Below are 20,364 nucleotides of genomic sequence, written 5' to 3'. Positions count from 1 at the left end.
CACAGTGGACCACAAAGGAGTGCCCATGCTCGTGCAGCTACTCGCCCTGGCGACCTTCGTCGCCGTCTTCGCCCTCGCGGCGATCCGCAACGTCAACATCGGGCTGGTGATGTTCCCCTTCGCCGCGGCCGTCGGCCTCGGGCTGGCCGACATGGCCCTCGAGGACGTCATCGGCGGGTTCCCGCTCTCGATCCTCGTCCTGCTCGTCGGCGTCACGTACTTCTTCGGCATCGCGCACAGCAACGGCACGATCGAGTGGCTCATCGACGCCGTCATCAGCCGCGTCGGAGGCCGGGACGGGCTCTTCCCTCTCGTCTTCTTCCTGCTCACCGCCGCGATCTCCGCGATGGGCGCCCCGCTCGGCGGCCTCGTCATGGCACCCGTGGGCATGACCGTCGCCGCGCGGCGCGGTCTCGACCCGATGCTCATGGCGCTGGCCATGGGTACCGGCCTGTCCGCGGGTGCCTTCGCCCCGACGAGCCTCTTCGGCATCATCACCTGGGGCACGGCCGACAGTGCCGGGATCGATCTCAACCCCATGCTGCTCTTCGGCCTGGCGCTCGCGATGAACCTCGTGCTCCTCGCCGTGGCCCACCTGATGTTCGGGCGTCGTCCTCGCCCGGTGACCGAGGAGCCTGCCGTCGCCGGCCCGACCGGAGGCTCCGGGACCGGGCGCGAGATCGGTGGCTACGGCCAGTCCTCGCTCCAGCTCAAGACGCAGGCCACGGCCGTCCGCGAGGCCGTCACCGACGGCACCGTCGCCCCGCCGACCACCCTGCAGGTCGTGACCCTCGTGGCGATGGCCGCCCTCGTCATCAGCGTGGTCGTCATCGCCGTCACGGGTGGCGAGCCGGACATCGGTGTCCTCGGCTTCGCGCTCGGTGCCCTGCTCGCCGTCATCGACCCGGCGGCCGGCAAGCGAGCCATGACCCGCATCGACTGGGGCTCCGTGCTGCTGGTCGGCGGCATCATCACCTACGTCGGCGTGCTCAAGGAGATGGGCGTGCTCGACATGCTCGGCGAGAGCGCCGCCGCCCTGGGCACCCCGATCCTCGCCGCCTTCCTCCTGTGCGTCGTCGCCGGGCTCATCTCCGCCTTCGCGTCGACGACCGGCATGCTGGCGGCGCTCGTGCCGCTCTCCCTCCCCCTCATCAGCGAAGGGGGAGTCCCCGGGTGGGCGCTCATCTGCGCCATCGGCGTGTGTGCGTCGATCGTGGACGTCTCACCCTTCTCGACCGTCGGCGCGACGTACGTGGCGACCGCCGAGGCGGAGGACCGGCCCCGGCTGACCTCCCTGCTCACCCGGTGGGGGCTCGCGATGGTCGCCGTCGGCCCCATCGCCCTGACGCTCCTGCTCATCCTCCCCGGCAAGGTGATCGCATGACCTCCTCCCTAATCCAGGGCCTGCTCGACGGACCGGACCGACCCGACGCCCTGACCGTCGACGGCACGACCCTCGGCAGCCACCAGCTCGTCGACGCCGCAGCGCGGTTCGCCGCGTCGCTGCCCGACGACGGCCCGGTCGCGGTGCGCGCCGAGCCCCGCGTCGAGACCGCGGTCGCGGTCATCGGCTGCCTGCTCGCCGGCGTGCCGGCCGTCCCCGTCCCACCGGACGCCGGTGCCGGCGAGGTGCAGCACGTGCTCCGCGACTCGGCCGCGACCGCCTGGGTCGGGGCGGCGCAAGAGGGGGTGTCGCTCCCTTCGCTCCCGGTGGACGTCACGGGCGGGCGATCGCCCGGGCTGCCCCCGACGCCCGGCCCCGACCGGACCGGGATCATCCTCTACACCTCCGGCACGACCGGGGCCCCCAAGGGCGTGACCCTCAGCCAGGCGGCCATGGCCTCCGGCCTCGACGGCCTCGCCGAGGCCTGGGAGTGGACCGCCGACGACCTGCTCGTCCACGGTCTGCCGCTCTTCCACACCCACGGGTTGATCCTCGGCATGCTCGGTCCGCTGCGCCTCGGCGGCCGGCTGCACCACACGGGTCGGCCGCGCCCGGAGCGCTACGCCGCCGCCCGCGGTTCGATGTACTTCGGCGTGCCCACGGTCTGGTCGCGGGTGGCCGCCGACCCGACCTCCGCCCGGGCGCTGTCCAGCGCGCGCCTCCTCGTGTCGGGGAGCGCGCCGCTGCCCGTGCCGGTCTTCGACGCGATCCGTGAGCTCACGGGGCAGGCGCCGATCGAGCGGTACGGCATGACGGAGACCATGATCACCCTGAGCACACGCGCCGATGGTGAGCGTCGCCGCGGCTGGGTCGGTCTGCCGGTCGGTGACGCCGAGACCCGCATCCGGACCGACGACGGACGTGCGGTCCCGGCCGATGGGGAGACGATCGGCCGGCTCGAGGTGCGGGGCTCCATGCTCTTCGACCGCTACCTCAACAGGGACGACGCGACGGCGGCGTCCTTCACGCAGGACGGGTGGTTCGTCACCGGCGACATGGCCGCGTGGGACGACGGCGGGTTCCATCGCATCGTCGGCCGCGAGTCCGTCGACCTCATCAAGTCCGGTGGCTACCGCGTCGGCGCCGGCGAGATCGAGGCCTCGCTGCTCGGTCGCCCGGAGGTCGCCGAGGTCGCTGTCGCGGGCGTGCCCGACCCCGACCTCGGCCAGCGGATCGTGGCCTGGGTCGTGCCGAGCGGTCGGGCCGACGACGCCGTCGCCGCGACCCTCGTCGCGCACGTCGCCGAGGAGCTCGCGTGGCACAAGCGTCCGCGTGAGGTGCGCTTCACGGACTCGTTGCCGCGCAACGCGATGGGCAAGATCCAGAAGAAGCAGCTGGACGGCGTGGTCTAGCTCCGGCCCGTGACTGCCGCGTAGGGCGCCGGGCCGGGTCCACAGACCCCGTGATTGCGGGTTCTTGTCCACACGGCGTGTCGGTCCCGTGTGATGCACATCATCGAACATATGATCGAATCATGACAGCGACGCCGCTGCAGTACCGCGACACAGGCCTCATGGGTGGCCTGCGGGACGCGCTGCGCTCGTTGGTGTACTCCGACCCGGGCACGGCCTGGCAGCTGCCCGACCCGGACGTCGCAGACGGGCTGGCGTTGATCGGTCGGGCCCGGCAGCTGCTGGAGGTCGCCGAGGTGCAGCTGGTGCGCGAAGGGATCTCGCGGGGCCTGCCGGGCCAGGGGTCGTGGTCGGCGCACGACTGGGTCGGGGTCAACGAAGGGCGCCGCGCGCCCCGCCCCTCGGCCCAGCACGTCGCGCGGGTGGTGCGGGTCGCCGGCGCTGCAGGGGCGACGGGTGAGATCACGCAGGCCTTCGAGGCCGGTGACCTGCCGTTGGGCAAGGCCGACCAGCTGGTGCGCTTCCACGAGTCGGTGCGCCGGGTCGCCGACCCGGACCTCCTCGAGGAGGACCTGGCAGTCCTGACCCGGGCCGCCCGGGACGAGGTGCTGACCTCGCCCGACGGGGCCCGGGTCACCGACCGGGTCGGCGGGTTGGACGAGAAGAAGCTCGCGGCCGCGATCACCCAGACCGGGCGGATGCTGCGCCCGGAGCAGGACCTGGACGACGAGGACGCCGCAGCCAAGGCCTCCCGCTCGTTGACCAAGGCCCCCGGCCCGTGCGGGATGACCCGCTACCGCGTCGACCTCGACCCCGAGGGCGCCGCGATCCTCGACGCCGCGCTGGCCGCGTTGTCCGCACCGGTCAAGGGACCCGACGGCGCCCCGGACGAGCGGACCCCGGCCCGGCGCCGCGCCGACGCGCTGCTGTCGATCATCAGCCGCGGCGTCGCCGCGCCCGAAGGCGTCCCACGGGCCGACAAGGCCCAGATCCTGGTGACCATCAGCCTCCACGCCCTCTCCTCAGCGCACGGCCGGTGCGTCGCCTGCGGGCAGGACCTGTCCGGCCACGCCCCCGACGCCACCGGCCAAATGTTCGGCGGGGCAGCCTTCGACCCTCCCAGCGGGGGCCACGCCGGTGGCCTGACCGCCACCGGGCAGGTCCTCACCCCCACCACCGTCCGCAAGCTGGCCTGCACCGCCGGGATCATCCCCGCGATCTTGGGTACCAACCACGAACCCCTCGAGCTCGGCCGCACCACCCGACTGTTCACCCCCGGCCAACGCAAAGCCCTGTGGTTGCGCGACGGCGGCTGCACCTACCCCGGCTGCACCATGCCCCCGCAATGGACCGACGCCCACCACATCACCCACTGGGCCCACGGCGGGGCCACCGACCTGTCCAACGCCGCCCTCCTCTGCGAACGCCACCACACCCACGTCCACCAACACGACCTCACCGCCACCACCACCCCCTGCGGCGTCACCTGGCACACCTAGCTGCCACGCGCTGTCCTGAGGTGCGACGAAGGAGCCTCGAAGGGCTCCGGACCCGGCCCCCACGGGACCGGCCACAGACATGCCGCGCCGTCCCCAGACCCGGCGGCACACCCCCTTCGTCCACACGGAGCGGTCGGGCCGAGCGTTGACGGACGGCCTGCCTAGGGTGGGTTGCAGGCACAGAGGGCGAAGGGAGCAACGACGTGGTCTGGAAGGTCGAGTCCGCCGACTGGGTGCTGTCGTTGACGGACGACGACATCGAGGCGGCCACGGACGAGGGCACCTTCGACCGGGGGTATGGCTACGCCGAGGACGAGATGGTCACCCAGGCCGCGGCCCTCAACCGGGGTCGCGTCCTCGTCGCCACGGTGCTGGGGTCCGGCCACGAGTCCTACCAGACGATCGTCTCCCTCGAGGGCGACTCCCGGGCTCCCCGCACCGAGTGGAGCTCCCGGTGCAGCTGCCCGGTCGGCGCGCGCTGCAAGCATGCGGTGGCCGTCCTCCTCACCGTCCGCGACGTCCTCGGGGGCCCCACGGGGATCGACACCGCCCCCGCCGCCCCGTGGGAGGCGACCCTCGAGCGGCTGTCGGCGCCCGCGCCGGTCGAGCCCCTGCGCGACGGCGACGTGCTGGCGCTGGTCTTCGAGCCGGTCATCGAACCCGGGCGGGGGAGGGGGGCGGCCGACTCCCGCAAGCTCCTCGTCCGGCCCACGCGGTGGACGCGACTGGGCCGGTGGGCCAAGAAGTTCTCCTGGGCGGAGGCCGACAGCGAGTCCTACAACGCCGTCGCCATCAAGCGGAGCCATCGACGGGCGGTGCGGTTCCTGCTCGCCCTGCAGCACCCGGCCGCCGCCAGGGCCCGGTCCTACGCGGTCAAGGAACCGGCCGTCCACCTCGACGCCTTCGGCGGGGAGGTCTGGATCGCTCTGCGTCGGGCCGAGCAGGCCGGTATCGCTCTCCTCGCCAGCGACGACGGGGACCCGGCGCGCCTCCTGGCCGAGCCCGTCGAGGCGGTCGTCGACGTCACCCGCGACGCGGACGGTGTGTGCCTGACGCCGAAGATCGTGTGGCCCGACCCCACGATCGAGCCCGACGACGTCCACCTCCTCGGTGACCCCGTCCACGGGCTCTCGGCGAGCGTGGACGGGGAGCTGGTCCTCGCCCCCTTCGCCGCGACGTTGGGGACGGGCACCACCGACCTGCTGCGCGGCGGCGAGGTGCTCGTCCCCGCGGCGGACGTCGACCGCTTCCTCGCGATGTACCTCGGTCGGCTTCGCGAGCAGGTCACGGTCATCTCGTCGGACGGCAGCGTGGACCTGCCCGAGCCGACCCCGCCTCGCCTGCACATCCGCGTCGGGGGCGAAAGGGAGGCCCTGCGCCTCGACCTCGGGTTCGTCTACGCGGCGGGCAGCCAGGAGCACGTCGTCCCGGCGGCTGCCGGCGGAGCCGTCCCGCGGGACGCGAAGGGGGAGCAGGCGCTGCTGACCGCGCTCGGCGACCTCCGCGAGGTCCCCGGGGCGGTCGTCCGCGCCACCGGCAGCACCCAGCGCCGCCTCGTGCCGCAGGTCCTGCTGCGCGGCGCCACCGCGATCGCCGTCGTCACCGAGGTCCTGCCCGCGCTCGAGGTCGACGAGCGGGTCGTCGTCGAGCACGGGGAGGACGTGCCGGCGTACGAGCACCTCGACGAGGAACCCGTCATCGCCGTGCACGAGGCGGGCGAGGCCGCCGGCTCCGACTGGCTCGACCTGCGGGTCAGCGTGACCGTCGGCGAGGTGGCGGTGCCCTTCGAGCCGCTCTTCGCCGCCCTCGTGCGGGGTGAGGAGATCATGCTGCTGGAGTCCGGTGAGTGGTTCCGTCTCGACCACCCGGTGCTCACGGACCTGCGCGCCCTCATCGAGGAGGCCGGCGAGATCACCGAGCCCGAGGCGGGCGAGCTGCGCCTCAGTCGCTACCAGGTCGGCCTCTGGGACGACCTCTCCGGCATCGCCGACGTCGCGGTGCCCCGCGAGCACGACTGGCGGGCCCGCGTCGAGGCCCTGCGGGACCTCGACACCACCGAGCCGCCGCCGGTCCCCGATGGCCTGCGGGCGACCCTGCGGCCGTACCAGCTGGAGGGCTACCACTGGCTCACCACGCTGTGGGACGCCGGGCTCGGCGGGGTGCTCGCCGACGACATGGGCCTGGGCAAGACCGTCCAGACCCTGGCCCTGCTCGCCCGGGCCGCGGCAGCCGGCGAGCTCGACCGGCCGGTCCTCGTCATCGCGCCCACGAGCGTCGTCGGGACGTGGGCGAGCGAGGCGCACACCTTCGTCCCCGATCTCGAGGTGCGCGCCCTCGGCCGGACGAGCCGCACCCGCGGCCAGGACGTCGCCGAGGCGGTCGCCGGGGCACAGCTCGTCGTGACCTCCTACGCCGTCCTGCGCATCGACGCGGACGAGTTCGCCGCCGTCGACTGGCGCGGCGTGGTCATCGACGAGGCCCAGTTCGTCAAGAACGACCGGGCCAAGGCCCACCAGGCGATCAGGCGGCTGTCGACCCCCTTCGTCCTCGCAGTGACGGGCACGCCCCTGGAGAACTCGCTGATGGACCTCTGGTCCCTGCTCGCACTGGCCGCGCCCGGGCTGTACCCGCACCGGGAGCGGTTCGTCCGGGACTACCGCAAGCCGATCGAGTCGGGGGAGCGTCCCGAGCTGCTCGACCGGATGCGTCGCCGGGTCCGGCCGCTCATGCTCCGCCGCACCAAGGAGCAGGTGGCGCTCGACCTGCCGCCCAAGCAGGTGCAGGTGCTGCCGGTCGACCTCACGCCCGGCCATCGGCGGCTCTACGACAGGCACCTGCAGCGCGAGCGCAAGCGGGTGCTCGGCCTGCTCGCCGACCCCGAGGCCAACAGGGTCGCGATCCTCGCCTCGATCACCCGGCTGCGACAGCTGAGCTTGGACCCCGGGCTCGTCGACGACGAGCACCGCGGCCAGGTGACGTCGGCGAAGATCGAGCTGCTCGTCGAGCAGCTGCGCGAGCTCGGCGACGAGGGCCACCGGGCGCTCGTCTTCAGCCAGTTCACGAGCTACCTGCGACTCGTCCGTGAGCGGCTCGACGCCGAGGGCATCACGACCAGCTACCTCGACGGCGCCACGACCGACCGCGCCGGGGTCATCGACGAGTTCCGGACCGGTGACTCCACGGCCTTCCTGATCTCGCTCAAGGCGGGCGGCGTCGGTCTGACGCTCACCGAGGCGGACTACGTCTTCGTGCTCGACCCGTGGTGGAACCCCGCGGCCGAGGCGCAGGCGATCGACCGGGCCCACCGCATCGGTCAGGAGCGACCGGTGATGGTCTACCGGCTCGTGTCGACCGGCACGATCGAGGAAAAGGTGCTCGCCCTGCAGGAACGCAAGCGCGACCTCTTCCAGCGGGTCGTCGACGACGGAGGCGCGCTGTCCGGCGCGATCACGAACGAGGACATCCGGGCGCTGCTCGACGTCGAGTGAACTCCGGCGCTCACTCGGCGGCGCTCACTCGGCGGCGCTCACTCGGTGGCGCTGCGCGGGGCCCGGGTCGCCGGCGTGCGCCAGACGTCCGGGTCGGCGACGGTGAACCGTCGGCCGGTCACCTCGCTCGGGGTGATCCGCACGAAGTGGCCCTTGTCGCCGGCCTGCCACGGGAAGATCGGCAGGTCCACGGTGTCCGTCAGCTCGTCGATCTCGCTGATGGGGCGCGCAGCACCCTTGACGACGACGCTCCAGGCGCGACCGGTCTCGGGGTCGAAGCCGTCGGCCTCGAAGGCGACCCGCGCGGTGGACAGGGCCGCGAAGAGCTTGGTCCCCTCACCCGAGCGGAAGACGACGGTGCCGTGGTCGACGCCGAAGTTGATCGGGAAGAGGTCGGGATGGTCCTCGACCAGGACCGCCAGGCGGCCCACCGTGGTCGTGCGCAGCAGCGACCAGCAGGTGTCGTGGGTGAGGACTTCGACCGGGGTCGTGGGGACCATCTGCACCGCCTCCTGGGGGACATCTCGAGGTTAGCGCAGGATCGGGCCGTCCCAGCCGGGTGGGTGGGCAGGGCGGGGCGCCCGGGTCAGCCTCCGTGCACGCGCACGCAGCAGCGCCCCTCACCGCTCGCCTCCTTCGAGGAGGACGAAGGGGGCGCCCGCGCCGCTCTCTCCGACGGCACCGAGGGAGGGCAGACCCTCGGAGCGGGTCAGCCGCGCAGGACCTTGGCCATGGCCTTGCCCCTGGCGAGCTCGTCGACGAGCTTGTCGAGGTAGCGGATCCGGCGCATCAGCGGGTCCTCGACCTCCTGCACCTTCACCCCGCACACCGACCCGGTGATGAGCGCGGAGTTCGGGTTGAGCGTCGCCGCACCGAAGAAGTCCTCGAAGGTCGTCTCGTCGTCGAGGTGCCGCTGCAGGCTCGCTTGGTCGTATCCGGTGAGCCAGCGGATGACCTCGTCGAGCTCGGCGACGGTGCGCCCCTTCTTCTCCACCTTGGTCACGTAGTGCGGGTAGACCGAGGCGACGGGCGTGGTGAAGATCCGGTGGCTCACGGGTCGAGCCTAGGTCGCCGCCTGCCTCTCGCCGTCGCCCGGTAGCGTCGACGGCCATGAGCAGCAGCATCGAGCGGGCCCTGCGGGCCGCACGTCACGGGGACGCGTCGGTCCGCCAGCAGGCCGCGCTCCACCTCGGCACGTACGGCGACGCCTCGATCGCCGCCGAGCTCGTGGAGCTGCTCGTGCGCGAGGCGGACTTCTACGTCCGCGAGACGCTCACCTGGGCCGTCGTCACCCGCGCCGAGGCGACGTACCCGTTGCTCCTCGTCGAGCTCGACGGTGACGGACCCGCCCGCGTGCAGGTGCTCCACGCGTTGAGCAAGATCCGCAACCCGCAGTCCGTCGCCGCGATCCTGCCGCTCACCGACGACGAGGACGACGCGGTGGCCGCCAAGGCATGGTGGGCGCTCGGACGTATCGGCACCCCGGGAGCGGTGGCGACGCTCATCGGGCACCTCGGTGTGGAGGACACGTTCCGTCGGCGCGAGCTGACCCGCGCCCTCGAGCAGGCCGGAGGGGCAGCCGTCGAGGGGCTCGCCCAGCGACTCCGCGAGGACCCCGTCCCGTCGGTGCGGCGCCACGCCGCCGAGGCGCTGCTCGGCATCGGCGAGCCGGCAGCCCGTCCGGCCGCCTCGGCCCTCTTCCACGTCATCGAGCACGACGACAAGGAGGTCGTGCTCCCGGCGATCGAGGCCCTCGCCGAGCTGGACCTGCCCGACGTCGACGCGACCCTGCAGGGACTGCGCGACGGTGATGACGCCTGGCTGTCGATCACGGCCGGCTGGCTGCTCGCCGACCGCGCCGACCGTGCCGACCGGGCCTGAGCCGGGTCAGCCGGCAGGCCGTCGCAGCTCGTGCGGCAGCTCCTCGAGCAGCCGCAGCCAGACCTCGCTGGCGTCCGGAAAGCTCGGGACCGCGTGCCGCAGCACGTGGACCGGCACCCGGCCGGTGATCGCGACCGTCGCCGCGTGCAGGAGCTGGCCGGCGTCCGTGCCCACGAAGGTCGCGCCGAGCACGAGCCGGCTGTCCCGGTCGACGACGAGTTGCGCCGCGCCCGGTGCGTCGTCGCGCAGCAACGCCGCGCCGGCGACCTGGTCGAAGGGGACCTTCGCGACGACCACGTCGTGGCCGGCCTCGACCGCCTCGGCCCTCGTCAGGCCGACCCGCGCCACCTGCGGGTCGGTGAAGACGACCTGCGGCACCGGCACGTCCTCGGGCACGGGCCCGGGGTCGACCCCCCGCGCGGTCGACGCGATGCGGTCGCCGAGGACGCGGGCGCGGTACTTGCCCCAGTGGGTGAGGGGGGCTTCCCCGCTGGCGTCGCCGACCGCGTGCAGCCAGTCCGGCAGGCGCCCGTCGAGGACGTCGTCGGGGCCGAGCCCGACCGCGTCCAGGCCGAGGTCATCCAGGCGTGGGCGGCGGCCCGTCGCGACGAGCACCTCGTCCGCCTCGATGGACCCTTGGTCCGTCACGACCGTGACCGGGCCACCGTGAACGCGCCCGACGCCCGTGTCCCTCGCGTCCGCGCGGTGGCACGCGGTGACCGATGTCGACAGCCGCAGGTCGACCCCCTTCGCCCGCAGGGCCGCCGCGATCATGGGGCCGGCGAAGGGCTCCTGGCCCTCGAGCAGGCCGGCGCCGCGGACGACGAGGGTCACCCGGCTCCCGAGCGCGGTCAGCCAGGTCGCGGCCTCGCAGGCGACGACCCCGCCGCCGATGATGACGAGGCGGTCGGGGACCTCGGTCACGGCGGTCGCGTCGCGCGACCCCCACGGGCGGACGTCGGCGAAGGGGGCCGGGACCACCGGCGCGCTCCCGGTGGCGATGACGACTGCGCGCCGAGCGCGCAGTCGCTGGGTGCCGTCGACGCCGTCGACCTCCACCTCGCGCTCGGCGACGAGGCGCGCGTGGCCGCGGACGGTCGTGATGCCGAGTCCCTCGGCCCAGGTCACCTGCCCGCTGTCGTCGCGGCCGCCGACCCAGGTGTCGCGGCGGGCGAGCAGGCCCGCGGGCTCGACCTCGGCGGTGCCCACCCCCTCGAGGTGGGCGGTCGCGTCGGCGACGGCGACCGGCCGCAGCAGCGCCTTGCTCGGGATGCACGCCCAGTACGAGCACTCACCGCCGAAGAGCTCGCCCTCGACGAGGGCCGCGGTGAGGTCGGTGTCCTCGATGGCGTACTGCGCGGCGTTCTCACCGACGGGGCCGGCGCCGATGACGACGACGTCGTACTCGTGGACCTCGGGCACGTGGGCTCCTTGGCTCGTCGTGGAAGGGGGTCAGACCGGCGGCAGCAGGTCGGCCCGGTCGAACATCTGCGCGGTGGCGCGCGCGGAGGGGGTGCCTGCATCGGGGTCGGCGCCGTGCTCGAGGAGGGCGGCGACCACCTCGGGCTCGGCCTTGAAGACGGCACCGGCCAGGGGCGACTGGCCGCGGCCGTTGACGCGGTCGACGTCGGCACCCCGGTCGGCGAGCTCGCGCACCAGCGGGGCGTGCCCGTGGTAGGCCGCGAGCATGAGCATCGTGTTGCCCGCCTCGTCGGCGAGGTCCACGGGGGCGCCCGCGTCGAGGTAGGGCACGAGTCCGGCGGCGTCGCCGGACCGGGCCAGGTCGAGGAGACGGTGGGCCAGCTCGACCACCTCGTTGCGGGGCTGGTCGGCCCCGGTCGCTGCCGCGTACGCGTCGTCGATCTCGTCGCTCATGCGCCCAGTCTGCCGGGTGAAGGTCAAGGGAGGGGTTCGCCCTTCATCAGTGCCGAGGCGTAGACGTTGGCGATCCGCACGCCGTCGAGCCAGGCCGTCAGGCGCTCGGCCTCGAGCGCCAGCGCCGCACGCGCCTCGCTCCCTGGGTCGACCCCCGGGCACTCGACGACCGACACGACACCGTCCTCGTCCTGCACCCACGCGCCGACGACCCGGCCGTCCCACCAGGCGGTCGTGCCGCCGTTGCCGTTGCTGTCGAAGAGCCACCGCCGGTGGTCCGGGTCGAGGTGGTGGTCGCGTTCCTTCCACCCCATCGTCGTCGGGTCGAGCGTCGGCAGCAGGGCCGCCCACAGCCCGACCTCCGGGGCGGGCTCGACGTCGTCGGCCAGCACCCACCCGGTGCGGGCGCGCTCCAGCGCGACCTCGACCGCGCCGACCGCCGTCAGGGCGGTGCGGGTCGACCCCTTCGTCGCGCCGAGCCACCACTGGACGTCCTCCAGCGTGCCCGGCCCGAACCGCGCCAGCCACCGCCGCACGAGCTCCGCGTAGGGCGCGTCGAGCGGCAGCGGCGCGACCGGCCCGCCGAGCCAGGCGTCCATGAGGGTCCACGCGGGCTTCGACAGCGGTCTGCGGCTGTACATGGCGGAAGAGACGCTTGGCGGGCTCAATGTCTATGCCACCACGACGGATCACATCGATCCTGATGTTGTTCACACCGCAGAGTTGTTCGCGGCGCACGCGGCCACGGCGCTGGGACATGCTCGACGTGAGGATCAGCTCAACGAAGCCTTGGCCACCCGCAAGGCGATCGGCCAAGCCATCGGGCTGGTCATGGAGCGCTACCAGATCACCGAGGACCACGCCTTCCAGTTCCTCGTGCGGGTCTTTACCACGAGCAACATCAAGATGCGTGACCTGGCTCAGGAACTCATCGACACCGCCAATGCCACATACGGGCTCCTCCTCAACGGTCCCGGGCGCGACTCGTGACTCGGCTGCCCGGCAAAGGGAGACGTGAACGAGCCTGAAGACGAGGCCCTCGGCTCAGCCCTTCGGCGGGTTGGGGTCGTTGCCATACGAGTTGCGTTCACCGATCGTGCCGTCCTTCTTGTGCACCAGGTGCTCGACGCCGTCCTTCTTGGCCGCCGCGCGGCCGACCGCTTGCGCCTCGGCCTTCGTGGCGTGCGTGCTCGATGCACGCTGCGCGCCCTCGCGACGATTCGCCCATCCACCGCTGGTCGGCACTGTGTGATGTTCTTCTTCTTCGCCATCGGAGTATTCCCTTTCATCGGTTCAGCCAGTCGATGGAGTCTCACCCCTCGGTACGCGGGTAATGGAAGGGTCGAGCCATCCGGGACACTGTCAGGATGGGGAGTGAGCAGCACGTGGTGTGGTGTTCACGTTGTTACAACCTGAACATCGCGCATCCAGCCAGGGAGACATTCTTAGATGGCTATCTGCCGTGTCATTTCTGTTCCGGCACATGTCTACGCTTGCCCGATCGATTCGGCAAGTACGCGGTGTCGGCGTTCGCGTCTTTGACGCAGCACGAGCACGCCAGAACCAATGCTGGGTGCAACGTTTGGGTATACGAGGTTGTACAAACAGCTGGAATCTATGACACGTGGAGCACGAATAGCGAACGCGTCGGGTACGCGTACCAGGGCAATGAGATCCATTCACTATCCGTGGGCGAGAGTTGGGTCAACGTTGACTACCTTTACACCACTAATTACGGTGATTCGCCGCTTATCAAGTACCACAACGACTATTTCCAGAAGGCGTACCTCGACTACAAGACCTGCTTCTCGCGGTGATCTTCACGAGGGTCGCTGTGTTTCCCGACGTGTATGTCGCGCGTCGAGGGTGTCGTTGGATCAGTTGCGAGCAGGGGTCGGCGAGGGCGGGTTCCCCCCTTGAAACATCTCGTCGATTTCTTCTTGGGTGCGGGGGGCTTTGACCTGGGTCCGGACCGCGGCCCCGAAGGTCTTCTCGACGATGTCAGCTGCGGCTTGGCTGGTCACGTCCACCTCGACCTGGCCGGTCTTGTGGTCGATCCGCATCGCACGGATTCTCACTGCCCCGTCCGGGTCGTAGCTCTTGGTGTCGGCGACGGCGTCCATCGTCGAGACCAGTTGCGCCTCGGTCCGCAGCCCCCCAGCGTGTACTTCGACGGTGAAGTCGACGGCGCTGGTCAGGTCGTCGGCCAAGGTCTGGATCTCGTCGACCGTGGCGTCTTTGCCGGCGGCGGGCCCGGCGACGTAGATGTTGAGTGTCTTCTCTTCGGAGATCCACGTCCCGCCGCCGTCGCGGCCCTGGGCGTTGAGGATCTCGGCCAACCGTTCTGCGACCTGGTCGGGGCGGGGGTGCGCGGGAAGGTCGTCGCCGGCGGACTGGAAGGACGACGACGAGCTCGTCGAGGCGATGTCGACGCTCGGTGGTTGATCGTTCCAGGCGAAGGTCAGGCCCACCGCCCCGGCGACCATGGTTGCCCCGAGGACTGCTCCAAGTGCTGCTCCTCGGCGGTGCCGTCGGCGGGCGTTTGCGGTCGCGATCAGCACGTCCAGGGGTGGCATGTCTTGGCGCGCGCGGTCCGCTTCGTCGTCGATCAGGGTGCGCACGGCATCGAGGTCGGGGTGGGTCATGATGGCTCTCCTAGTCGAGAACGAAGGCTGGTGCGCGCTCGGGAGAGACGCGACTTGACGGTCCCGATGGGCACGGCGAGGTCCTCGGCGATTTCCGCGTCGCTGAGGTCGTGCACGGCGCGGCGCACCACGACCTCCCGCTGGATGGCGGGCAATTCGCGGATCGCTTGCCAGATCTCGTGGCTGTGCGGGTGATCGTTTCTGGTCGTCGTTGGGGACTGGTGATCGCTCAGCGGCGGGTGACGTCGTGATCGTCGGTGTTCGTCGACGGCGAGGCGATACCCCACGGTGCGTAGCCACGCGATGGGGCTGTCGTACCTGGAGACCTTGTTCCAGTGCAAGATCAGCCGGGTGAACGCCTCGTTGGCGCAGTCCTCGGCTGAGGTGCGTGAGCCCGCCACGACTGTCAGCTCGCCCACCAGGCGGGGGTAGAAGGCGGAGTACAACTCCTCCAAGCCCTCGCGATCGTGCAACTTCATGTCCTTATGACGCTGAGACGGGCCGTTGGTTCCATCAGGCCACTACCTTTCTTTGTCTTCCCACCTTGACGGGGCTGGCCCCTCAACGCTCATCGTGACGGGGTGCGCAATGACGAGGGGCCGAGGTGCGCAAAGTGACGATTGGCACTGCGGCACCATTTCCAAAACAGGGACCTGGGCGAAAGAGGCGACGAAGCAGTGGAGGCAAGGCCCCCAGCTCGAGCTCGCCTGAGCGGGGGGCCGCGGAGCGGCCCCTTCCCTTTGGGCGGGCGCGGTAGCGCCCGCCCTTGGCGCGGCTGCACGCGGAGCCAGTGGCCGGCGTTGGGCCCGCGGGTGATCTTGCCCTCCGCCCCGAGCCAGCCGAGGACGCGCGGCGCGAGGTTGAAGGTGCCGCCGTACCGCTTGTCCTCGTTGACCGTGATGGCCCCGGCGAGCTCGGGCAGTGCCTCGCGCAGCTCCTTGGCGCTCATCGCTCCGCCGCCGGAGAGTTGGGCGAGGACCGCCGCGCCCGCTGCGTCGAGCCAGGCGTCCCCGTCGTCGGCGACCCCGTGCCTCGCGGCGTCTCGGGAGACCAGGCGGCGCTGCTCGGGCGCGATGCGTCCGACGGCGACCCCGAGAGCCGCGGGCAGCAGGTCGCGGGGGAAGGCGAAGAGGGTGCGGCGCATCGCCAGCTGCTTGACGAGGCTGCGCTCGGTGTACATGGCCTCGTCCACGGCGAAGGGGGTCACCCCCGACGTCCGCGCGCCGACCGCGAGGTGGACGGTCGCCGCCTCGGTCGCGTGCAGGCAGACGACGGACCGGGCCGCGGTGACGGGGTCGCTCGTCCGGTGGGCGGGGTGCAGCCCGTGCCGGGTCGCGAGCCGCGCGCGCCGCTCGCGGTCGTCGACCAGCCGCACCTCAGGCCTTGCGGGCGACCGCGAGGAAGACCGGGTAGTCGCGGCCCTGCTTGAGCACGGTGCCGGCGTCGCCGACCCGCACCTCGGTGAGGCCGGCGGCGCCGAGCCGGGTGGCGAGGTCCTCGCGGGAGAAGCCGTGGTGGCCGTCGAAGTCGCCGTCGTGGAAGCTGCCGTCCTCGCGGTCGAGGTCGGCGAGGCACAGGTGGCCCCCGGGCTCGAGCATCTCGGCGAAGGCGGCGAGGACGCGGTCGAGGTCGTGCACGTGGTGCATGACGTTGGAGGTGACGACGAGGTCGAAGCGCTCGGACGGCACGGGATGGGCTTCCAGGTCGAGGTCCCACACCCGGGTCGGCGAGGGGAGGACCCCGTCCGCGACCTTGTCGGCGAGGACCTGGCGCATCCCCGAGGAGTTGTCGGCGAGGGTGATCGTCGGCTCGGTGAGGGACTCGAGCAGCGCGATGGTCACCAGGCCGGTGCCGGCGCCGTACTCGAGGAGCTTGGTGCGGGGTGCGAGCGGGACGGCCTCGGCGATGGCGGCAGCCACCTCACCGGACTGCCGGATCTTGTCCGGGTCGTCGTCCCAGGTCGCCGCCTTGTCGTCGAAGCGCCTGCTGCCGGGGTGGTCGTGTCGCGCGTCGTGGCCCATGGGACCACCCTGCCACCGACCGGGGACAGCCGTCACCGGTCGTAGCCGCCCTCCGGCGGCACCATCTCGCCGCGCACGCCGAGCAGCCGCACCGGCCGGTCGTCGTCGAGTGCCCGGTAGAGGTCCATCGCCGTCCCCGCGACGACCGCGGGGTCGAAGGTCGGCTCGGCCAGCTTGCGCACCCGCACGACCGTGAAGAAGGGGGCGAAACGCACCTTGAGGTGGACGCGGGCGCAGGCCCTCCCTTCGCCCTGCAGGTCCGTGACGACCTGCTCCGCGAGGGCGCGCAGGGCGGCCTCGATCGTCTCGGGGCCGACGAGGTCCTGCTGGTAGGTCATCTCGTGGCCATGCGCGCGGGCGACCCACGGGGTGTCGTCGACCTGCGAGCTGCCCTCGCCGCGGCCGAGAGCGAGCACGTGCGGCCCGGTGCGCGGACCGAGCTCGGCGACGAGCCCGTCCACGTCCGCGGCGGCGAGCTCGGCGACGGTCCGCAGCCCGAGGCCCGCCAGGCGCGTCCCGGTCCGCGGGCCGACACCCCAGAGCGCGGTCGTGGGTCGTGCCCCCATGACCTCGAGCCAGTTCCCGCGGGTGAGCCGGAAGATGCCCCGCGGCTTGCCGAAGTCGGTCGCGGTCTTGGCCCGTACGCGGGTGTCGCCGATCCCGACCGAGCAGTGCAGGCCGGTCGCGGCGAGGACCGCGTCGTGGATCTCCCGGGCGACCGCCTCGGGGTCATCCGTCTCGATCCCGACGAAGGCCTCGTCCCAGCCGAGCACCTCGACGACGGCACCCGGCACGGCGCGAAGGGTGTCCATCACCCTCTGCGACGCGGCCTCGTACACGGGGAAGTCGACGGGGAGGAAGACCGCGTCCGGGCACTTGCGCACGGCGATCTTCAGCGCCATGCCGGACCGGACGCCGAGCTCGCGCGCCTCGTACGACGCCGTCGAGACGACGGCCCGCTCGGTCGGGTCGCCGCGCCCGCCGACGATGACCGGCAGGCCCGCGAGCTCGGGCCGGCGCAGCACCTCGACGGCCGCGAGGAACTGGTCCATGTCGACGTGCAGCACCCAGCGCGTCATGTCCCCATGGTGACGCCTCGGGGTGACAGCGGTGGGTCTGCGGCCGGAGCCTTCCCCGCCGGGGGGTGGCACTGGTATAACAGCGCCATGCTCGTCGGCCCGCCGGGGCCGGGGGAACGTGACGAGCCACCAGGGGAGATCACCGTGCGCCACACGACCAGGACCATCATCGCCGGACTCGCCATGAGCGGGGGCCTGGCCCTGACCTTCACCGCGCCGGCGCAGGCGGCCGTGCCGACCGACCTGTGCGCTCCCGGCACGACCTTCTCCGTCACGGCCGCCGACGGCGTGGATCCCGTGCTCGTCGGGTCGGTGCGCGACGCGCTGACCGCTCGCGGTCTGGTCGCCGCGGACGAGCCGGACCTGAGCGCGACCATCGCCCCTGCCAGCGAGGTCACCGCAGGCGGTGACGCATCGGTCATGGCCGTCGCGCTCACCTCCGGTGAGCTCGACCCCGCGACGACGCTCGACGACGACTGGGCGCCGGCCCTGTGGACCGACGGCGCCACCCCGGTCAACGCACTGCTCGACGCCTCGTGCGGCGCCGCGGAGCCCGCGCCCGTCGTGGAGGCAGCGCCGGAGCCCGCCCCGCCGGCGCCTGCCGCTCCGGTGGCTGCGCCTGCCGCCCCCGAGGTCGTCGTCCCGCAGAGCGCGCCCGCCGCTCCCGAGGTCGCGTTCCCGCAGGCGGCTCCCGCGGCGCCGAAGGTCGTCGTACCCCAGGCCGCGCCCGCTGCCCCCGAGGTCGCCGCGCCCGAGATCGCCGCTCCCGCGATCGCCGCTCCCGCAGCTCCGGCCACCGCCGAGGCGAAGGGGGCCGCGGACTCCGTGGACCGCGCGGACCTCGTGGACAGGGACTGCGCCGACTTCCCGACGCAGGCGGCGGCCCAGACCTTCTTCACCACCAACGGCGGTCCGGCCACCGACCCGCACCGTCTCGACGCCGACGACGACGGGATCGCCTGCGAGAGCCACTTCGCCGGTGACGACGCCGCGCCCAACCGCGACGAGGCCCGCACGATCAACGCCGGCGTGCCGGACGTCGCCGGCCCCAGCGCCCTCGGCCTCGTGGGCGGTCTCGCGCTCGTCCTCGCCGGTGCGGGCGTCGCGGTGCGCGCCCGCCGGCTCCACTGATCCCGGGACCCGCGCTGCGCCGCGCCGTCCTCCTCGTCCTCGCCGCACTCCTCGTGCTGGCCGGGGGCGGGCTCATCTGGTGGTCGACGTCAGGGGAGGAGCCGGTCGCCGCGCCCGTCCCACGGCAGACCTTCGCGGTCGCGCGCCCGACGCCTGACGGCACCCGGACGGCGACCGTCGCCCCGATCCCCGACGACACCCCGACGAGCAGGCCGAGCACGACGAGCGCGGCCAGCGCGTCGAGCGAGGTCGTCATGTCGCCGGGCAGCATGGGCTCGGACCGCGTCTACGTCCCCTCGCTCGGGGTGTACGCGGGCCTGTCCTCGGTGCGGTTCAGCGGAGGCAGCCTGACGATCCCGAGGGAGCCCTGGCGGGTCGGCCTCGACATCGACTCCGCCCCGCTGACCTCGTCGTCGGGCACGACGCTGCTCGCCGGCCACGTGGACCTGTCGGGCACCCCCGGGGCCCTGGCGCGGCTCGCCGAGGCCGAGCCGGGAGCGCTCGTCTACGTCACGGACGGCGAAGGGGTGCGCCGCACCTTCGTCACCTCGAGCCTGCAGCGGTACTCCAAGGTCGCGCTGCCGCGCTCGATCTTCGCGGTGGACGGGCCGCGGCAGCTCGTCGTCGTGACCTGCGGCGGACCGGTGATCACCATCGACGGGGAGCGGCACTACCGCGACAACGTCGTGCTCACCGCGCTGCCGTCCGCCTGAGGGGCCGACCCGGCGGGCGCGGCCGATCAGGCGCGGCCGTACGAGACGGCGCTCGTCCAGATCGGGCGGTGCGTGGTGTCGACGCGCGAGTTGCCGGCGTCGTACATCTTGCCGTTGCCCGCGTAGATGCCCACGTGCCAGGCCGGGGTGCCGAAGAAGACGAGGTCCCCGGGCTTCGGCGAGGAGACACGGGTCGTCGACTGGCGCTGCTGCTCGGCCGTGCGCGGCAGGGAGGTGCCGTGCTGGCGGAAGACGTAGCTGGTGAACCCCGAGCAGTCGAAGCCGGACGAGGGGCTCGTGCCGCCCATCCGGTAGGGGGTGCCGACGAGGCGCGAGGCGGTGCCGAGGACGTTGCCGCTCGAGATCGGGGTGCGCGCCGAGGTGCGCGAGGTGCGCTGCGGGGTGCTCGTGCGCTTGATGCCCATGGCGGACCCGGTGCGGGGACCGACGACTCCGTCGGCGGTCAGGCCGTGGCGGGCCTGCCAGCGCTTGACGGCCGCCTTGGTCCCGGCGCCGTAGACACCGTCGGCGGTGACGCCGACGACGCGCTGGACCTGCTTGACCAGCCCGCCGCGGTGACCCTGCCAGAGGGTGCCGGTGAAGCGGGACCGGGCGGGGGCGGCCGCCGCCCTCGTGCGGGTCGAGGTGCGTGTGGAACGGGCGGTCGAGCCCAGACGCATCTTGGTGCCGGTGCGTGCGCCGACGATGCCGTCCGCGGTCAGGCCGTGGCGGGCCTGCCAGCGCTTGACGGCGGCCTTGGTCGCGGGGCCGTAGACGCCGTCGGCGGTGACGCCGACGACGCGCTGGACCTGCTTGACCAGCCCGCCGCGGTGACCCTGCCAGAGGGTGCCCGTGAAGGTCGCGGTGGCCCCGGCCGACTGGACGGAGGGGGCGGCGGTGGCGGACGAGGCGCCGACCGTGGTGGTGCCGAGCCCGATGGCGGCGACGGCGAGGGCGGCGCCCGTGTGGCGCGCGAGGGGGTTGGTGGTCCTGGGGGCGCGGTGACGCCCGGCGTAGAACTTCGACATCGAACTCTCCTACGCCTGCGGAGTTAGCTGTCGGGTTGGAGTGGAGATCACCCCGCCCTGGCGGTCTGGTTCGACCGCCGAGGACTTCACCCCGAGGCACTGGGGCCGTGGATCTGGTGGGTCCCCCGCTCCTGCCACTCCTCCTCAGGGACTCACGGGCTGGCAGGACTCGGCGACCCGTGAGCGACCCCTCGTGTGGTGGGGTCGC

The 20,364-nt window shown here is 72.6% G+C and carries 20 protein-coding genes and 1 riboswitch; of the genes, 8 read left to right on the top strand and 12 right to left on the bottom strand.

Annotated features, from left to right (window positions below; translation table 11 throughout):
- Window positions 1–25 precede the first annotated feature (25 nt).
- From V3C34_RS01720 to V3C34_RS01705, 4 genes are all read left to right on the top strand, one after another.
- Complete coding sequence (locus tag V3C34_RS01720; protein WP_068327989.1) at window positions 26–1,384, top strand: SLC13 family permease; 1,359 nt, start codon at window positions 26–28, stop codon at window positions 1,382–1,384.
- Window positions 1,381–2,796 carry an acyl-CoA synthetase gene (locus V3C34_RS01715; protein WP_068426521.1) on the top strand — a complete coding sequence of 472 codons (1,416 nt, stop codon included), beginning with the start codon at window positions 1,381–1,383 and terminating at the stop codon, window positions 2,794–2,796. The genes V3C34_RS01720 and V3C34_RS01715 overlap by 4 nt, the downstream gene beginning before the upstream one ends.
- Before the next feature lie 122 nt (window positions 2,797–2,918).
- Complete coding sequence (locus V3C34_RS01710; protein ID WP_346007901.1) at window positions 2,919–4,295, top strand: HNH endonuclease signature motif containing protein; 1,377 nt, start codon at window positions 2,919–2,921, stop codon at window positions 4,293–4,295.
- A 203-nt stretch (window positions 4,296–4,498) separates the two neighbouring features.
- A complete protein-coding gene (locus V3C34_RS01705) occupies window positions 4,499–7,783 on the top strand; it encodes a DEAD/DEAH box helicase (RefSeq protein WP_346007900.1) in 3,285 nt (1,094 codons plus the stop codon).
- Between the two features lie 38 nt (window positions 7,784–7,821).
- On the opposite strand, the gene V3C34_RS01700 is transcribed toward V3C34_RS01705, so the two are convergent.
- Together V3C34_RS01700 and V3C34_RS01695 are read right to left on the bottom strand one after the other, a co-directional pair.
- Window positions 7,822–8,283 (bottom strand): pyridoxamine 5'-phosphate oxidase family protein, encoded by a 462-nt coding sequence (locus V3C34_RS01700; protein ID WP_346007899.1) that lies wholly within the window; start codon window positions 8,281–8,283, stop codon window positions 7,822–7,824.
- Window positions 8,284–8,492: 209 nt separating this feature from the next.
- On the bottom strand, window positions 8,493–8,837 hold the full coding sequence (locus tag V3C34_RS01695) for a DUF2200 domain-containing protein (protein ID WP_346007898.1): 345 nt from the start codon (window positions 8,835–8,837) through the stop codon (window positions 8,493–8,495).
- 56 nt (window positions 8,838–8,893) lie between these two features.
- Here V3C34_RS01695 and V3C34_RS01690 point away from each other — a divergent pair, with 56 nt between their 5' ends.
- Window positions 8,894–9,664 (top strand): HEAT repeat domain-containing protein, encoded by a 771-nt coding sequence (locus V3C34_RS01690; RefSeq protein WP_346007897.1) that lies wholly within the window; start codon window positions 8,894–8,896, stop codon window positions 9,662–9,664.
- 6 nt (window positions 9,665–9,670) lie between these two features.
- Here V3C34_RS01690 and V3C34_RS01685 read toward each other — a convergent pair whose 3' ends face one another.
- The 3 genes from V3C34_RS01685 to V3C34_RS01675 are packed head-to-tail and all read right to left on the bottom strand — an operon-like array spanning window position 9,671 to window position 12,138.
- Window positions 9,671–11,086 carry an NAD(P)/FAD-dependent oxidoreductase gene (locus tag V3C34_RS01685; protein WP_346007896.1) on the bottom strand — a complete coding sequence of 472 codons (1,416 nt, stop codon included), beginning with the start codon at window positions 11,084–11,086 and terminating at the stop codon, window positions 9,671–9,673.
- 30 nt (window positions 11,087–11,116) lie between these two features.
- Complete coding sequence (locus tag V3C34_RS01680; protein WP_346007895.1) at window positions 11,117–11,539, bottom strand: ankyrin repeat domain-containing protein; 423 nt, start codon at window positions 11,537–11,539, stop codon at window positions 11,117–11,119.
- Window positions 11,540–11,562: 23 nt separating this feature from the next.
- On the bottom strand, window positions 11,563–12,138 hold the full coding sequence (locus V3C34_RS01675) for a DNA glycosylase AlkZ-like family protein (protein WP_346007894.1): 576 nt from the start codon (window positions 12,136–12,138) through the stop codon (window positions 11,563–11,565).
- Between V3C34_RS01675 and V3C34_RS01670 the strand changes: the two genes are divergently transcribed.
- Window positions 12,137–12,529: an ANTAR domain-containing protein gene (locus V3C34_RS01670; protein ID WP_346007893.1), complete on the top strand. Its 393-nt coding sequence runs from the start codon at window positions 12,137–12,139 to the stop codon at window positions 12,527–12,529. The two genes, V3C34_RS01675 and V3C34_RS01670, sit on opposite strands and share 2 nt — an antisense overlap.
- 54 nt (window positions 12,530–12,583) lie before the next feature.
- Here V3C34_RS01670 and V3C34_RS01665 read toward each other — a convergent pair whose 3' ends face one another.
- The 6 genes from V3C34_RS01665 to V3C34_RS01640 form a co-directional block, all read right to left on the bottom strand.
- On the bottom strand, window positions 12,584–12,784 hold the full coding sequence (locus V3C34_RS01665) for a DUF2188 domain-containing protein (RefSeq protein WP_346007892.1): 201 nt from the start codon (window positions 12,782–12,784) through the stop codon (window positions 12,584–12,586).
- A 632-nt stretch (window positions 12,785–13,416) separates the two neighbouring features.
- Window positions 13,417–14,184: a hypothetical protein gene (locus V3C34_RS01660; protein WP_346007891.1), complete on the bottom strand. Its 768-nt coding sequence runs from the start codon at window positions 14,182–14,184 to the stop codon at window positions 13,417–13,419.
- A complete protein-coding gene (locus V3C34_RS01655; protein ID WP_346007890.1) occupies window positions 14,181–14,663 on the bottom strand; it encodes an RNA polymerase sigma factor in 483 nt (160 codons plus the stop codon). Before V3C34_RS01655 ends, V3C34_RS01660 begins: the two co-directional genes overlap by 4 nt.
- Before the next feature lie 89 nt (window positions 14,664–14,752).
- Window positions 14,753–15,559, bottom strand: coding sequence for a DNA glycosylase AlkZ-like family protein (locus V3C34_RS01650; RefSeq protein WP_346007889.1), 807 nt, complete (start codon window positions 15,557–15,559; stop codon window positions 14,753–14,755).
- A 1-nt stretch (window position 15,560) separates the two neighbouring features.
- Window positions 15,561–16,205 carry a class I SAM-dependent DNA methyltransferase gene (locus V3C34_RS01645; RefSeq protein ID WP_345913977.1) on the bottom strand — a complete coding sequence of 215 codons (645 nt, stop codon included), beginning with the start codon at window positions 16,203–16,205 and terminating at the stop codon, window positions 15,561–15,563.
- A 32-nt stretch (window positions 16,206–16,237) separates the two neighbouring features.
- Window positions 16,238–17,284, bottom strand: coding sequence for a DNA polymerase IV (locus V3C34_RS01640; protein WP_346007888.1), 1,047 nt, complete (start codon window positions 17,282–17,284; stop codon window positions 16,238–16,240).
- Between the two features lie 144 nt (window positions 17,285–17,428).
- Between V3C34_RS01640 and V3C34_RS01635 the strand changes: the two genes are divergently transcribed.
- Window positions 17,429–18,415 carry an excalibur calcium-binding domain-containing protein gene (locus V3C34_RS01635; protein WP_346007887.1) on the top strand — a complete coding sequence of 329 codons (987 nt, stop codon included), beginning with the start codon at window positions 17,429–17,431 and terminating at the stop codon, window positions 18,413–18,415.
- A gap of 53 nt (window positions 18,416–18,468) precedes the next feature.
- A complete protein-coding gene (locus tag V3C34_RS01630) occupies window positions 18,469–19,128 on the top strand; it encodes a class F sortase (RefSeq protein ID WP_346007886.1) in 660 nt (219 codons plus the stop codon).
- A 26-nt stretch (window positions 19,129–19,154) separates the two neighbouring features.
- Here V3C34_RS01630 and V3C34_RS01625 read toward each other — a convergent pair whose 3' ends face one another.
- On the bottom strand, window positions 19,155–20,156 hold the full coding sequence (locus V3C34_RS01625) for a peptidoglycan-binding protein (RefSeq protein WP_346007885.1): 1,002 nt from the start codon (window positions 20,154–20,156) through the stop codon (window positions 19,155–19,157).
- Window positions 20,154–20,341, bottom strand: a riboswitch (cyclic di-AMP (ydaO/yuaA leader). Its footprint overlaps the gene before it by 3 nt.
- Window positions 20,342–20,364 lie beyond the last annotated feature (23 nt).

Origin of the sequence: Janibacter terrae (assembly GCF_039636765.1) — a bacterium.
Lineage (GTDB): Bacteria > Actinomycetota > Actinomycetes > Actinomycetales > Dermatophilaceae > Janibacter > Janibacter terrae.
Note: the sequence above shows the minus strand (reverse complement) of the source record. Positions and strands in the feature narration are given on the sequence as shown.